General features: G+C 69.7%; 17 protein-coding genes. 11 read left to right on the top strand and 6 right to left on the bottom strand.

Going from position 1 to position 13,387, the window contains the following annotated elements; translation table 11 throughout:
- Positions 1–22: 22 nt before the first annotated feature.
- A complete protein-coding gene (locus FK530_RS08605) occupies positions 23–745 on the top strand; it encodes an isoprenyl transferase (RefSeq protein ID WP_146486695.1) in 723 nt (240 codons plus the stop codon).
- Positions 742–1,149: a hypothetical protein gene (locus tag FK530_RS08600; protein WP_146486597.1), complete on the top strand. Its 408-nt coding sequence runs from the start codon at positions 742–744 to the stop codon at positions 1,147–1,149. Before FK530_RS08605 ends, FK530_RS08600 begins: the two co-directional genes overlap by 4 nt.
- Before the next feature lie 29 nt (positions 1,150–1,178).
- Here FK530_RS08600 and FK530_RS08595 read toward each other — a convergent pair whose 3' ends face one another.
- Genes FK530_RS08595 through FK530_RS08585 form a run of 3 tightly spaced genes read right to left on the bottom strand, consistent with a single transcriptional unit; the run spans position 1,179 to position 3,084 of the window.
- Entirely contained in the window at positions 1,179–2,174 is a 996-nt protein-coding gene (locus FK530_RS08595; protein WP_146486596.1) for a zinc-binding dehydrogenase, read from the bottom strand.
- A 35-nt stretch (positions 2,175–2,209) separates the two neighbouring features.
- Positions 2,210–2,632, bottom strand: coding sequence for an organic hydroperoxide resistance protein (locus FK530_RS08590; protein ID WP_146486595.1), 423 nt, complete (start codon positions 2,630–2,632; stop codon positions 2,210–2,212).
- 26 nt (positions 2,633–2,658) lie between these two features.
- A complete protein-coding gene (locus tag FK530_RS08585) occupies positions 2,659–3,084 on the bottom strand; it encodes a MarR family winged helix-turn-helix transcriptional regulator (RefSeq protein ID WP_146486594.1) in 426 nt (141 codons plus the stop codon).
- A gap of 277 nt (positions 3,085–3,361) precedes the next feature.
- Here FK530_RS08585 and FK530_RS08580 point away from each other — a divergent pair, with 277 nt between their 5' ends.
- From FK530_RS08580 to FK530_RS08560, 5 genes are read left to right on the top strand one after another with little or no spacing between them, the layout of a single operon-like run.
- Positions 3,362–4,558, top strand: coding sequence for an alkane 1-monooxygenase (locus FK530_RS08580; RefSeq protein WP_231706559.1), 1,197 nt, complete (start codon positions 3,362–3,364; stop codon positions 4,556–4,558).
- Complete coding sequence (locus FK530_RS08575) at positions 4,555–4,716, top strand: rubredoxin (protein WP_146486592.1); 162 nt, start codon at positions 4,555–4,557, stop codon at positions 4,714–4,716. Before FK530_RS08580 ends, FK530_RS08575 begins: the two co-directional genes overlap by 4 nt.
- 33 nt (positions 4,717–4,749) lie before the next feature.
- Positions 4,750–4,938, top strand: a complete 189-nt coding sequence (locus tag FK530_RS08570) for a rubredoxin (RefSeq protein WP_068521261.1) — start codon at positions 4,750–4,752, stop codon at positions 4,936–4,938.
- Positions 4,935–6,119, top strand: a complete 1,185-nt coding sequence (locus tag FK530_RS08565; protein WP_146486591.1) for an NAD(P)/FAD-dependent oxidoreductase — start codon at positions 4,935–4,937, stop codon at positions 6,117–6,119. Before FK530_RS08570 ends, FK530_RS08565 begins: the two co-directional genes overlap by 4 nt.
- Positions 6,116–6,724 carry a TetR/AcrR family transcriptional regulator gene (locus tag FK530_RS08560; RefSeq protein ID WP_146486590.1) on the top strand — a complete coding sequence of 203 codons (609 nt, stop codon included), beginning with the start codon at positions 6,116–6,118 and terminating at the stop codon, positions 6,722–6,724. The genes FK530_RS08565 and FK530_RS08560 overlap by 4 nt, the downstream gene beginning before the upstream one ends.
- Before the next feature lie 10 nt (positions 6,725–6,734).
- Here the strand turns inward: FK530_RS08560 and FK530_RS08555 are convergent, their stop codons facing one another.
- Both FK530_RS08555 and FK530_RS08550 read right to left on the bottom strand, forming a co-directional pair.
- Complete coding sequence (locus FK530_RS08555) at positions 6,735–7,145, bottom strand: Fur family transcriptional regulator (protein ID WP_231706551.1); 411 nt, start codon at positions 7,143–7,145, stop codon at positions 6,735–6,737.
- Positions 7,146–7,147: 2 nt separating this feature from the next.
- Positions 7,148–7,429, bottom strand: a complete 282-nt coding sequence (locus FK530_RS08550; protein ID WP_231706550.1) for an ArsR/SmtB family transcription factor — start codon at positions 7,427–7,429, stop codon at positions 7,148–7,150.
- A 231-nt stretch (positions 7,430–7,660) separates the two neighbouring features.
- On the opposite strand from FK530_RS08550, the gene FK530_RS08545 reads away from it, so the two are divergent.
- Entirely contained in the window at positions 7,661–9,064 is a 1,404-nt protein-coding gene (locus FK530_RS08545; protein ID WP_166443265.1) for a glycine--tRNA ligase, read from the top strand.
- 75 nt (positions 9,065–9,139) lie between these two features.
- Here FK530_RS08545 and FK530_RS08540 read toward each other — a convergent pair whose 3' ends face one another.
- The gene (locus FK530_RS08540; protein WP_158645057.1) at positions 9,140–9,550 is read right to left on the bottom strand and encodes a lipoprotein LpqH; all 411 of its coding nucleotides are present in this window, start codon (positions 9,548–9,550) and stop codon (positions 9,140–9,142) included.
- 85 nt (positions 9,551–9,635) lie between these two features.
- Here FK530_RS08540 and FK530_RS08535 point away from each other — a divergent pair, with 85 nt between their 5' ends.
- The 3 genes from FK530_RS08535 to dnaG are packed head-to-tail and all read left to right on the top strand — an operon-like array spanning position 9,636 to position 13,372.
- Positions 9,636–10,097 (top strand): cold-shock protein, encoded by a 462-nt coding sequence (locus FK530_RS08535; RefSeq protein WP_146486585.1) that lies wholly within the window; start codon positions 9,636–9,638, stop codon positions 10,095–10,097.
- Entirely contained in the window at positions 10,098–11,420 is a 1,323-nt protein-coding gene (locus tag FK530_RS08530; RefSeq protein ID WP_146486584.1) for a deoxyguanosinetriphosphate triphosphohydrolase, read from the top strand. It begins immediately after the preceding gene.
- Positions 11,421–11,440: 20 nt separating this feature from the next.
- Positions 11,441–13,372: a DNA primase gene (dnaG, locus tag FK530_RS08525; RefSeq protein WP_146486583.1), complete on the top strand. Its 1,932-nt coding sequence runs from the start codon at positions 11,441–11,443 to the stop codon at positions 13,370–13,372.
- Positions 13,373–13,387 lie beyond the last annotated feature (15 nt).

The raw sequence follows: 13,387 nt of genomic DNA, 5'->3' as shown, positions 1-13,387 counted from the left end.
GGATCCGCACCCCTCGGGCGCGATGCCGCCGGAGATCCCCGCGGAACTCGTACCGAATCACGTCGCCCTGGTCATGGACGGCAACGGTCGCTGGGCCAAGGAACGGGGTATGGCCCGCACCGAGGGGCACAAGCGCGGCGAGGCCGTGCTCATGGACACCGTCTGCGGGTGCATCGAGATCGGCGTGAAACAGCTGTCCGCGTACGCCTTCTCGACGGAGAACTGGTCGCGCAGCCCGGAGGAGGTGCGCTTCCTCATGGGCTTCAACCGCGACGTGATCCGCCGTCGCCGTGACGAGATGCACGAGATGGGCGTCCGGGTGAAGTGGGCCGGCCGTCGTCCCCGTCTGTGGGCCAGCGTGATCAAGGAGCTCGAGGTCGCGGAGGAGCTCACCAAGAACAACACGGTCATGACACTCACGATGTGCGTCAACTACGGCGGCCGGGCCGAGATCGTCGACGCCGCACGCGAGCTCGCGCGCCGGGCCGCGGCGGGGGAGATCAACCCGGACCGCATCACCGAGCAGTCCTTCCAGCAGTACCTGTATCAGCCCGACATGCCGGACGTGGATCTCTTTCTGCGGCCGTCGGGGGAGAAGCGCTCTTCGAACTTTCTGCTCTGGGAGAGCGCGTACGCCGAGTACGTCTACCAGGACACGCTGTTCCCCGACTTCGACCGGCGGAACCTCTGGGACGCGTGCCTCGAGTACGCCAAGCGCGACCGGCGGTTCGGGGGCGCCGAGTGACGGCGCAGGACCCGCGCCTGGACGCGCTGCGCTCGCGCCTCGAATCCGCCCTCGCGGACGGGGTCGCGCTGCGCCGCGACGAGAACCAGGCAGTGCTCGTCGATTTCGGGGACACGCCCGCCTCGGTCCAGGTCTTCGAACTCGCGCGCGACGTGGACGTCTACTCGCTGACCCAGGTGGTGGCCTGGGATCTGGCGCTCACCGATGAGCTCCGCACCGACGTGCGGGCCGTGACGGAGAGCGTGCAATTCGGCTCCCTGCGACTCATGGAGCGGGAGGTCTCCGCCGACCTCGTGCTGCACTACTCCTTCCCTGCGGGCACGCTCGCGGGCGAGGCGCTGCGGGAGTTCGTATTGTTCGTCCTGGCCCAGGGCCTCGACGCGCGCCGCCGCCTCGTGGGCTGACAGCGCGCGTCGATCCCGCAGGTGCACGCTCAGGGACGCAGCAGCACCTTGCCCACGCGGCCGGGGCGCCCGCTCGCCGCTGCGGCGGAGGAGATCTCGTCGATCGGGTACACCCCGTCGACGGGCAGCGCGAGGGTCCCGGAGGCGACGCCGCGCACGACCTCGCCCATCAGCTCGGCCCGCTTGCCGGGATCCATCTCCTGGCTCACGGTGCGGCCCCAGAAACCCTTGGCCACGATCTCCTTGAAGATCGCGACGTTGACGGGAATCTCCAGCATCGCTCCCTCGCCCGGGTTGGTGGCGCTCATCGCGCCGAACGAGACGAGGGTGCCGCGCTGGCCGAGGAGGAGCGCGAGCTGGGTGCTCGCGGGGCCGCCGATCGAGTCGACGGCGGCCGCGTAGCCGGCCTCACCCGCGAGCTCCTTGGCGCGCCCGCGCCAGCCCTCGGTGTCGGTGGCGATCACGTTCTGCACGCCGAAGGTGGCCAGCTCGTCGATGGCGGCGGACCGTCGGACCAGGCCCGTGACATTGATGCCCCGGGCGGTGGCGAGCTGCGCCAGCATGCGCCCGACCATGCCGTTGGCGGTGTTCTGCACGATCCACTGCCCGGGCTGGACGTTCAGGTAGTCGAGCAGGCTGATCGCGCTGAAGGGCATCGAGAAGAGCTGTGCGGCGGCCTCATCGGAGATCTCGCCGGGGACCGGCAGGAGGCCGGCGGCGCCGGCGACGAAGTACTCGGCCCAGGTGCCGAAGGCCGACCCGGTGGCGACGCGCTGGCCGACGGTGAAGCCCTCGACGCCCTCGCCGAGCGCGTCGATGACGCCGACGGCCTCGGAGCCGGAAGCGGCCGGAAGGGCGGGCTTGTAGCCGTAGTCGCCCTTCACGGTCCAGAGATCGTGGTTGTGGATCGGCGCCAGCAGGGTGCGGATCCGCACCTGCCCGGGACGGGGCTCGGGCAGTGGGACGTCACGGACGGACAGGACGCTCGCGGGGTCGCCGAACTCGTCCTGGATCAGTGCACGCATGGATGTCTCCTAAGTCGGGGGATGGTGGGGGGAGTTCAGTCGTCGGCGACGGTCACGGTGACGTCGACGTTGCCGCGCACGGCGTTCGAGTACGGGCAGACCTGATGCGCCGCATCGGCCAGCGCCTGGGCGGCGTCGTGCTCGAGCGCCGGGATGATCACCTCGAGCGCGACGGTGAGGCCGAATCCGCCGGAACCGTTGGGGCCGATGCCGACTCGGGCGCCCACGCTCGAGTCGCCGAGGTCCGCCTTCTGCGAGCGGGCTACCATCTGCAGCGCGGAATGGAAGCACGCCGCGTAGCCGGCGGCGAAGAGCTGCTCGGGATTGGCGCCGTCGCCCGAGCCGCCCATCTCCTTCGGGACGGCCAGCTGCAGATCGACGCGGCCGTCGTCGGTGCGGGTGCGGCCGTCGCGGCCTGCGCCGGTGGCGATCGCCTCTGCGGTGTACACGGTGCTCATGGATGCTCCTTCGGAACGGTGGAGGGTCAGGTGTGGGCCGCGCAGAAGCGGTTCGCCAGGTCGCGGAGCGCGATCGCGTCCTCGACGGGGAGGTCGAAGCTCTCGTAGACCCGGCGCCGGGCCGCGTCGACCCGCGGACGCAGCGCACGCCCGGCGTCGGTGACGTGGACCGTGACCAGGCGTTCGTCGGCCTGGTCACGTCGGCGTTCGAGCAGGCCGGCGCCCTCGAGGCGCCGGATCAGTGGAGAGAGTGTGCCGCTGTCGAGTCGCAACCGGTCGCCGAGCGCGGAGACGGTGACGCCGTCGTGCTCCCACAGCGCGAGGAGGGTCACGTACTGGGTGTACGTGAGGCCCAGCGCCGACAGTTCGGTGCGGTAGGCGTTCGACGCGACCCGCGCCGCCGAGTACAGCGCGAAGCACAGCTGGTCGTCGAGGGTCTGGCTTGCTTCCACCTGATGATCATGACACGCAATTCAGTTGCGCACAACTAAAATGCCTCAGACTGTACGAACGGTGCCGACCTGTCTACCTGCAGGTTTACAGATCTGGCAGATGTGTCCACGAATCGCTTGACAAACATGGCGAAGGTGTCAAATACTGACTCTAGAGCGTATGACCTCAGTCACAGCCCTCATCGGGGGCGAACGGATTAAGGAGGGCACCGTGAAGGGCCTGGCTTACATCGACGCGGACGGCAAGGAAGCCGTCTGGACCGACCACAAGAAGCGAATGTGGCTGTGGGGGCTGTTCGTGCCCACCGCCCTGTTCTTCGCCGTGGGGCTCATGATGCTGCTCGGCATCGGCAGCACACCGCTGATGTACCTCGCCCCGGTGCTCTGGTGGATCGGCCCGCTGCTGCTGTACGTGATCCTCCCGATCGTCGACATCAAGGCCGGCGACGACGGCGAGAACCCGCCGGAGGAGGTGATGGAGGCCCTCGAGAACTCCCGGTACTACAAGTGGCTCACGTACATCTTCCTCCCGTGTCACCTCGCGTCGCTGGTGGCGATGTGCTATTTCCTCACCGCCGATGACCTCAGCTGGCTCGGTGGCGTGTACGCCGGCGGCGGCGGGCTCAGCCTCATCAGCCAGATCGGCGTCACCCTCAGCCTCGGCGTGGTGACCGGCATCGGCATCAACACCGGCCACGAGCTCGGCCACAAGAAGCCCGAGAACGAGCGATGGATCGCCAAGCTCACCCTCGCGCCGGCCATGTACGGCCACTTCTTCATCGAGCACAACCGCGGTCACCACGTGCGGGTGGCCACGCCGGAGGACCCCGCCAGCGGCCGCTTCGGCGAGACCTTCTGGGAGTTCCTGCCGCGCAGCGTCTGGGGCAGCCTGAAGTCGTCCTGGGAACTGGAGAAGACCCGCCTGCACCGCCTCGGCAAGAGCCCGTGGACGCTGAAGAACGACGTACTCAACGCCTGGCTCATGACGATCGTCCTGTACGGCGTGCTGACCGCGGTCTTCGGCTGGTACGTCCTGCCCTTCCTGATCCTGCAGGGCGTCTACGGGTTCAGCCTGCTGGAGTCCGTGAACTATCTCGAGCACTACGGTCTGCTGCGTCAGAAGCTCGCCTCGGGCCGCTACGAGCGCTGCGCGCCGAAGCACTCCTGGAACTCGGACCGCATCGTCACCAACGTCTTCCTCTACCACCTGCAGCGTCACAGCGATCACCACGCGAACCCCACCCGGCGCTACCAGACCCTCCGGTCGTTCGAGGAGGCACCGTCGCTGCCCCAGGGCTACGCCACGTTGATCGGCGTGACCTACTTCCCGCCCCTGTGGCGCAAGATCATGGACCACCGCGTCCTCGATCACTACGACGGTGACATCACCAAGGTCAACATCCATCCCCGCGTCCGGGACCGGGTCCTCGCCAAGTACGGCGCCGCCACCCCCGGAGAGCAGGCCGCCGCATGAGTTCCTTCAAGTGCCCCATCTGCGACTACGTGTACGACGAGGCCACCGGCGCGCCCCGCGAGGGGTGGCCCGCCGGCACCGCCTGGACCGACATCCCCGACGACTGGAACTGCCCCGACTGCGGGGTCCGGGACAAGATCGACTTCGAGCCGGTCTGAGTCCGAATCCTCGCCCCGAGAAAGGAAACGATCATGAGTGACGCCCCCTTCAAGCTGTTCCGCTGCCTCCAGTGCGGCTTCGAGTACGACGAGGCAGAGGGCTGGCCCGAGGACGGCATCGAGCCCGGCACCCGCTGGGACGACATCCCCGACGACTGGTCCTGCCCCGACTGCGGCGCCGCCAAGGCCGACTTCGAGATGGTCGAGGTGTCGCGGGCATGAGCACCGACAGTGTGGTGATCGTCGGCACGGGCGTCGCGGGCGCCACCGCGGCCCTGGCGCTGCGGACCGGCGGATTCGACGGGAACGTGACCCTCATCGGTCGCGACCAGTACCTCCCGTACCGGCGGCCCACGCTGTCGAAGGACGTCCTCCTCTCGGGCATGCCCGTCGAGAAGGCGCTCCTCAAGCCGGCGGCGCACTGGGAGGACATCGCGGTCGCCGTCCGCACCGGGGTCACGGTCACGGGCGGTGACACCGGCGCCCGCACCCTGGAACTGTCCGACGGTGCCGCACTCGCCTACGGCTCGCTGGTCCTGGCGACCGGCGGTGTCGCCCGGGAGTTGCCGGGCCTGCCGCCGGCGCCGCGCGTGAAGTACCTGCGGGACTTCGCCGACGCGACCGCTCTGCGCGACGAACTGAGCCGCGCGTGCAGCGTCATCGTCCTGGGTGCGGGCCTCATCGGTTCGGAGGTCGCCTCGGCGGCCGCGAAGCTGGGCGCGGCCGTCACCGTCGTCGAGCCGGCCGCGCTGCCGCTCGCCCGTGTCGTGCCTCCCTCGATCGGTGAGCGTCTTGCAGGCCTGCAGCGCGCCGCCGGCGTCGACCTGCTCCTCGGCGTCCGGGCGGGCGCGATCACCGTCGAGCCCGATCAGGTCTCCGTCGCGCTGCCCGGCGGCGGTGTGCTCGTCGCCGATCTCCTGGTGGTCGCGGTGGGCTCCACCCCCGACACCGGCCTCGCCGAGCGTCTGGCCCTGCGGGTGAACGACGGTATCCTGGTCAACGAGCAGTACCGCACGTCCGCCGAGGGCGTCTACGCCGTCGGCGACTGCGCGCGGGTGCCCAACCCGCTGGAGGGAGGCACCTACCGCGCCGAGAACTGGTCAGCGGCACAGGACCAGGGCACGGCGGTCGCGCAGGTGCTCCTCGGCGGTGCGCCCGCCCCCACGGTCCCGTGGGGTTGGTCGAACCAGTTCGGGGCGGTACTGCAGTTCGCGGGCTGGCCCGCGGCGGACGACGAGCTGGAGGTGGACGGCCCCATGGACACGGCGAGCAGTGATCCCTTCTTCGCGCGGTGCCACCGCGACGGCGCGCTCGCGGGCGCCGTGGCGATGGGGCGGCCCAAGGAACTCCGGGCGGTCCGTGGCGAATTGTCCGAGCAGATCGCGGCGGCGGTCGCGCGATGACCGTCCTCGTCGGGCGCGATGCCGCTGATGCCGCGCCCAAGCAAACGGTGCGGGATCAGGCGCTCGACGCGGTGAGCGACGTCCTCAGCGGGCGGGAGTGGTCGGCGGTCACGATGGCCGCCGTAGCCCGCCAGGCGGGCGTCAGCAGGCAGACCCTCTACAACGAGTTCGGATCCCGCAAGGGCATGGCCGTCGCCTACGTCACCCGGTTCGTCGACGGCCTGCTCGCCTACGTGCAGGAGCGGATCGACGCCAATCCCGGCCAGATCGACGCGGCGGTCGAGGACGCCATGCGCGGCGTCTTCCGGATCGGTATGGGCGACCCGGTGGTCATCAACATCGTGGGCCCGAACCCCCACCGCGACCTCATGGGGATCGTGACGATCGACGGCACGCCGATCATGCAGCGGGCTTCCGAGGGGCTGGCGGAGATCCTCGCGATGAGCTGGGCGCAGGTCCGCCGGGCGGATGCGCAGGTCGCCGCCGCCGTGCTCGTGCGGCTCGCGTTCAGCCACCTCACGATGCCGATCGAGGGCCCGGAGGAGGCGGCGCGCGAGGTCTCCGAGGTGCTCTCACCCTTCCTCGCCCAGGCCGTCCGCGCCTGAGCGCCGTCCCTCAGGGGCGTGGGCAGTCGGCGCAGCGGCCGAAGATCTCCAGCGTGTGCGTCACGTCGGTGAAGCCGTGCGCGGCGGCGGTCCGCGCCGACCACGCTTCGACGGCCCGGTCCGTCACCTCGACCGTGCGCCCGCACTCGCGGCAGACCAGATGGTGATGGTGCTCGTCGGAGCACAGGCGGAACAGGGCCTCGCCGCTGTCGGTCCGCAGGGTGTCCACGGCGCCCGCGTCCGCCATCGCCTGCAGGTTCCGGTACACCGTGGTCAGGCCGATCGACTCGCCGTCCGCGCGCAGCTGTTCGTGCAGTTCCTGGGCCGACTTGAACTCCGAGACCGATTGCAGCGCCTGCGTGATGGCGCCGCGCTGTTTAGTCGCGCGGACGCCGGTGCCCTTCGCAGCGTGGGTGGTCACCATCAGGCTCCCGGCCGTTCGGTGGCGTGCGCGACCGCGTCGACCACGATGTGCGCGAGGTGGTCGTCGACGAGCCGGTAGACGATCTCGCGGCCGTTGCGCTCGCCGCGCACGACGCCGGCGGACTTGAGCACGCGCAGGTGCTGGCTGACCAGTGGCTGGGTCACGCCCAGCGCGTCGACCAGCTGATGGACGCACAGCTCGGAGTGCATGAGCTCGAGGACGATGGAGATGCGGACCGGGGCCGCCAGGGCGCGCAGCAGGTCGCCCGTGGCGGTCAGCACCGCGGGGTCGGGCTGGGCGCGCGGCGGGTCCTCGGGGTCGACGGGGCAGTCGGCGACGACGTCGGTGGGAATGGGAGCCTCCTCTTATCAACAATCATTTTCATATGCGGGATCGGCCACGTCAAGCGAGCGTGCGGGAGGCGTCCCATCGCGCCGGGGCGCGAGGCGCGAACGGTAGAGTCGGTGCGTACGTTTTTCTGGTCTCACAACCCGTCGGAGATGAAGCGCGCCGTGGCCAAAGCAACCAAAGTCGATACCGTCGCCAACCTGTGCAAGCGCAGGGGGCTGGTCTTCCAGTCGGGTGAGATCTACGGCGGCACGAAGTCGGCCTGGGACTACGGGCCGCTGGGCGTCGAGCTCAAGGAGAACATCAAGAAGCAGTGGTGGCGGAACATGATCACCACGCGCGACGACGTGGTGGGTCTGGACAGCGCGATCATCCTGCCCCGCGAGGTGTGGGTGGCGTCGGGCCATGTCTCCGTCTTCAACGACCCGCTGGTCGAATGCCTGAACTGCCACAAGCGGCACCGCCAGGACCACCTGCAGGAGGCCTTCGCCGAGAAGCGCGCGGCCAAGGGCGAGACCGTCGACCCGGACGACGTGCCCATGACGGAGATCGTCTGCCCCGACTGCGGCACCAAGGGGCAGTGGACCGAGCCGCGCGACTTCAACATGATGCTCAAGACCTACCTCGGCCCGATCGAGTCCGAGGAGGGCATGCACTACCTGCGTCCCGAGACCGCGCAGGGCATCTTCGTGAACTTCAAGAACGTCATGACGACGGCTCGCAAGAAGCCGCCGTTCGGCATCGGCCAGATCGGCAAGAGCTTCCGCAACGAGATCACGCCGGGCAACTTCATCTTCCGTACTCGCGAGTTCGAGCAGATGGAGATGGAGTTCTTCGTCAAGCCCGGTGAGGACGACACCTGGCACCAGTACTGGATCGACTACCGCCTCAAGTGGTACACGGATCTGGGCATCGATCCGGAGAATCTGCGCCTGTTCACGCATCCGCAGGAGAAGCTCAGCCACTACTCCAAGGGCACCGTCGACATCGAGTACCGCTTCGAGTTCGCCGGCAGCGAGTGGGGCGAGCTCGAGGGCATCGCCAACCGCACCGACTTCGATCTGGGGACCCACACGAAGCACTCGGGAGAGTCGCTGGAGTTCTTCGACCAGCAGTCGGGCGAGCGCTACACCCCGTACGTCATCGAGCCCGCGGCCGGCCTGACCCGCTCGCTGATGGCCTTCCTCGTGGACGCCTACACCGAGGAGGAGGTGCCGAAGGCCAACGGCGGCACCGATACCCGCGTGGTGCTGAAGCTGGACCGCCGGCTCGCGCCCGTGAAGGTGGCCGTGCTGCCGCTCTCGCGCGACGAGAAGCTCTCGCCCAAGGCCCGCGAGCTGGCCGCGCAGCTGCGCCAGTTCTGGAACGTCGACTTCGACGACGCCCAGGGCATCGGCAAGCGCTACCGCCGCCAGGACGAGATCGGTACCCCGTTCTGCGTCACGGTCGATTTCGACACCCTCGACGACGATTCCGTGACCGTGCGCGAGCGCGACACGATGGCGCAGGAGCGTGTGCCGCTCGCGGAGATTCAGCAGTACCTGGCCGCGCGCCTCGCCGGCTGCTGATCCACACCCGTCCGGGCCGTCGAGCGACGAGGCCGTCCACCGCACGGTGGGCGGCCTCGCGCGTGCCGGGCGCCGCTAGCCGCAGGTGATCTCGATGCGGAACTTCTTGGTGCTCAGGTCGGCGGCGCGCGCCTCGCCGGTGATCGTGTACCGGTTGCCGGCCTTGGAGGCCTTCGCGGAGCCGACCTTGCCCACCGGCGTGTTCAGCACCGTCATCACGTTCCCGCCGGTGGCGATGAACAGGCTGTTCACGGTGGGCGGGTTGCCCTCGGTGAGCATGGCGCCGATGCCACGGGCAGTCTGCACGCTGCCCGAGCCGACCGTGATTCCGTCGCCGTTGCGTGAGCATCCGGCGTTGACGAACTCGGCCGCGGACTCGGCCTTGCCGTCGATCTCGACCACGGTGCTCGAGTCGATGTTGGGTGAGGTGCACGCCGCGAGCGCCACGAGGGTGCAGCCCGCGAGGGCGACTGCCGCTTTCTTCATGCGCATCACCGTACCGGTGCATCGCCGCCGGTCCGGTGCACCGCACCCACCGGGTCGCACGGTCGCGTTATGGGATACTCGGGGCATGACGAACGGCAAGGTAGTCCACTTCGACACGCAGCGCGGCTTCGGCTTCCTAGCGCCGGACGCGGGAGGCGAGGACGTCTTCCTCCATGTGAACGACATCGACTTCGACGAGTCGGCGCTGCGGCCCGGCACGGCGGTGACGTTCGAGGTGGAGAAGGGCGACAAGGGGCTCAAGGCGGTGAACGTCGCGGTCGTCGGCGGTGCGCCCGCCGCCGCACCTCGCCGCGACAACCGGGACCAGCGCGACGGGCGGGGCGATCGTGGGGATCGCCGCGATCACGCGCCGCGTCGCGACACCGCGCCGCGGCCGGTTGCCGGCGCGCTCGACATGCAGTCCTTCGTCGATGAGCTCACCGAACTGCTGCTGGATTCCTCGAACGACCTGACCGCCGGTCAGATCATCGAGATCCGCCAGCGCATCGCGGATTTCGCCTTCGCCCGCGGCTGGGTCACCGAGTAGGTGCCGCTGCTGCCCGGGCCGGCCGCCTATCAGCCGGCCGACGTCGAACGCCTCGTCGCCGAGCCGCCCAAGACGGCCGGCCTCGAAGCGGATTCGGAGCCCACGCTGTTCTCGGGCCCGCAGTGGGAGGCCCTGCGGTGGGAGGGGCACAGCTCCGCCTTCGCGCGGGATCGCGCGCGCGTCCTGCACAGTGCCGCGCTGCGGCGTCTCGCCGATAAGACGCAGGTCGTGGGCCCGCGCGAGGGCGACACGCCCCGCACCCGGCTCACGCACTCGCTGGAGGTCAGCCAGATCGGCCGGGGTATCGCCCTCGGCATCGGCTGCGACCCGGACCTGGTCGATCTCGCGGGCCTCGCCCACGACATCGGGCATCCGCCGTACGGGCACAACGGCGAGCGGGCGCTCGACGAGGTGGCGCGGGACATCGGCGGCTTCGAGGGCAATGCGCAGAACCTGCGGATCCTCACCCGGCTCGAACCGAAGGTGCTGAACGCCGCGGGGGAGTCGGTGGGCCTCAACCTCACGCGGGCCGCGCTCGACGCCGCGACGAAGTACCCGTGGCTGCGCCGCGAGCCGGGCGGCAAGTTCGGCGTCTACGACGACGACGCGCACGTTCTCGAGTGGATGCGCGGCGGCGAGAACGGGCCGCACGGCACCCGGCAGTGTCTCGAATCGCAGGTCATGGACTGGTCCGACGACGTCGCCTATTCGGTGCACGACGTGGAGGACGGCGTGCTCTCGGGCCGCCTCGACCTGCGCGCGCTCTCCTCGCCCGAGGAGGTGCGCAGCCTCTCGGGCTTCGGCGCGAGCAGCTTCCGCGGCGCCGAGGCCGCCGAGCTGGAGGAGGCCGGCGCGCGGCTCGCCTCCTTCGAGGTGGTCGCGGAGGCCGCGAAGTACGACGGGGGCCTCGCGTCGTCCGTGGCGCTCAAACGCATGACCAGCGAATTGGTGGGGCGGTTCGCGTCCGCCGCCATCGACGCGACCCGCGCCGCCACGGCCAACGAACCGGTATGCCGGTACGAGGCCGACGTCGCGGTGCCGCCGTCGGTGCGTGCCGAAGTGATCCTGCTGAAAACGATGGCGCTGCAGTACATCTACTCGAACCAGATGCACCTGGCGATCCAGCAGGGGCAGCGGGACCGGATCCTGCGCGTGGCGGACTACCTGATGGGAGCGTCGCCGTCGAACATCGATCCGCTGTACTCGCCGGCCTACCTCGCCGCGGATTCGGACGCCGTGCGCCTGCGCGTGGTGGTCGACCAGATCGCGTCGATGACGGAGACGCGGCTCGAGCGGCTGGACCAGAAGGTCCTCGAGGGCTGACCGGCAGTACACTCGAACCTGTGGTCGGCAGAATCCCGGAGCGTGACATCGCGGCGATCCGCGACCGTGCGCGCATCGAGGACGTCGTCGGCGAGTACGTGGCTCTGCGCCCCGCCGGCGTGGGGTCGATGAAGGGCCTGTGCCCGTTCCACGACGAGAAGACCCCCAGCTTCCACGTGCGGCCCACGCAGGGCTTCTTCCACTGCTTCGGCTGCGGCGAGGGCGGCGACGTCATCTCCTTCCTCCAGAAGATCGAGCACGTGCCCTTCGTGGAGGCCGTGGAGCAGCTCGCCGACAAGGTGGGCATCCAGATCACGTACGAGGGCGGCGGGCCCGGCCCGAAGCAGGACCGCGGCACCCGCATGCGGCTGGTCGCCGCCAACGCGGCCGCCCAGAAGTTCTACGCCGAGCAGTTGCGCACTCCCGAGGCCGAGGCGGCCCGTACGTACCTCACGGACCGGCAGTTCACGGAGGAGGACGCGGCGTTCTACGGCTGCGGGTACGCACCGTCGGGCTGGGACACGATGACCAAGGCCCTGCTGCGACAGGGCTTCGAGGTCAAGGAGCTCGAGGCCGCGGGCCTGACCAAGCCCGGGCAGCGCGGGCCGATCGACCGGTTCCACCGCCGGCTGCTGTGGCCCATCAAGAATCTCGGCGGCGACGTGATCGGGTTCGGGGCGCGCAAGCTCTTCGACGACGACAACCTCGGCAAGTACATGAACACCAGCGAGACCATGCTCTACAAGAAGTCCCAGGTCCTGTTCGGGCTCGACCACGCGAAGAAGCACATCGCCAAGGGACATCAGGTCGTCGTCGTCGAGGGCTACACCGATGTGATGGCGATGCACGCCGCGGGCGTCGAGACCGCCGTCGCCTCCTGCGGTACCGCCTTCGGCGAGGAGCACGTCTCGCTGGTGCGGCGACTCATGATGGACGACAGCTACTTCCGCGGCGAGGTCATTTACACGTTCGACGGCGACGAGGCCGGACGCGCCGCCGCGATGAAGGCCTTCGACGGCGACCAGAAGATCGCCGGGCAGACCTTCGTCGCCGTGGCGCCCGACGGGATGGACCCGTGTGAGCTGCGGCAGAAGCACGGCGACGAGGCGGTGCGCGACCTGATCGCGCAGCGGGTCCCGATGTTCGAGTTCGCGGTGAAGACGCTGATCACCGAGTTCGACCTCGACACCGCCGAGGGTCGCGTGCACGCACTGCGCCGCTCGGTACCCGTCGTCGCGCGGATCAAGGACATGGCACTGCGGGACGAGTACGCCCGGCAGCTCGCCGGCTGGGTCGGCTGGGACGACGTGACGCAGGTGCTGCGCCGCGTGCGCGAGGAGTCCGCCCGGATCCGCCGCGGCGAGGGACGCCCCGGGCCGGGCGCGCCGGCACCGTCGACCACCAGGTTCCGCGAGCCGGCGGCCCCCGCCCCGGTCCCGGAGCACAGGCCGACCGGGCCCCAGCGGCCGAACCCGGCGGACCCGGTGCTGTGGGTGCAGCGCGAGGTGCTCAAGGCGGCGCTGCAGGTGCCGTCGTTGGCGGGCATGGTCTTCGATGCGCTCTCGGACGACATGTTCACCGACCCCGCCTACCGCGCGGTGCGGCTGGCGATCGAGTCCGCGGGCGGCATCGCCGCCGGTCTCGGCGGTCCGGAGTGGGTCGACACGGTGGTTCGCCATGTCGACGGCCCCGTGCTGGAGCCGCTCGTCACCGAACTCGCGGTGGAGCCGATGCAGGTGGCGGGCGATCCGTCACCGCGCTACGTCGAGTCGGTCATGGCTCGGCTGCAGGAGGTGTGGGTCGGGGCGCAGGTGGCCGACCTGAAGTCGAAGCTGCGGCGCATGTCGCCCAACTCCGACGGTGACTACAACCGCCTGTTCGGCGACCTCGTGGCGCTCGAGAGCTACCGCCAGAGTCTCCTCAAGATGGCCGTGGGCGATTCGGCGTTCTGAGCGGTCGGGCGACGC

Origin of the sequence: Tsukamurella conjunctivitidis, from assembly GCF_007858475.1 — a bacterium.
Lineage (GTDB): Bacteria > Actinomycetota > Actinomycetes > Mycobacteriales > Mycobacteriaceae > Tsukamurella > Tsukamurella conjunctivitidis.
This window is presented reverse-complemented; position numbering and strand designations above follow the sequence as displayed.

Coding starts and splice junctions, on each gene's coding strand:
- FK530_RS08605 (WP_146486695.1), top strand. CDS start 23: ATGCCGCCGGAGATCCCCGCGGAACTCGTACCGAATCACGTCGCCCTG.
- FK530_RS08595 (WP_146486596.1), bottom strand. CDS start 2,174: ATGCGTGCACTGATCCAGGACGAGTTCGGCGACCCCGCGAGCGTCCTG.
- FK530_RS08590 (WP_146486595.1), bottom strand. CDS start 2,632: ATGAGCACCGTGTACACCGCAGAGGCGATCGCCACCGGCGCAGGCCGC.
- FK530_RS08580 (WP_231706559.1), top strand. CDS start 3,362: ATGTGGCTGTGGGGGCTGTTCGTGCCCACCGCCCTGTTCTTCGCCGTG.
- FK530_RS08575 (WP_146486592.1), top strand. CDS start 4,555: ATGAGTTCCTTCAAGTGCCCCATCTGCGACTACGTGTACGACGAGGCC.
- FK530_RS08570 (WP_068521261.1), top strand. CDS start 4,750: ATGAGTGACGCCCCCTTCAAGCTGTTCCGCTGCCTCCAGTGCGGCTTC.
- FK530_RS08565 (WP_146486591.1), top strand. CDS start 4,935: ATGAGCACCGACAGTGTGGTGATCGTCGGCACGGGCGTCGCGGGCGCC.
- FK530_RS08560 (WP_146486590.1), top strand. CDS start 6,116: ATGACCGTCCTCGTCGGGCGCGATGCCGCTGATGCCGCGCCCAAGCAA.
- FK530_RS08540 (WP_158645057.1), bottom strand. CDS start 9,550: ATGAAGAAAGCGGCAGTCGCCCTCGCGGGCTGCACCCTCGTGGCGCTC.
- FK530_RS08535 (WP_146486585.1), top strand. CDS start 9,636: ATGACGAACGGCAAGGTAGTCCACTTCGACACGCAGCGCGGCTTCGGC.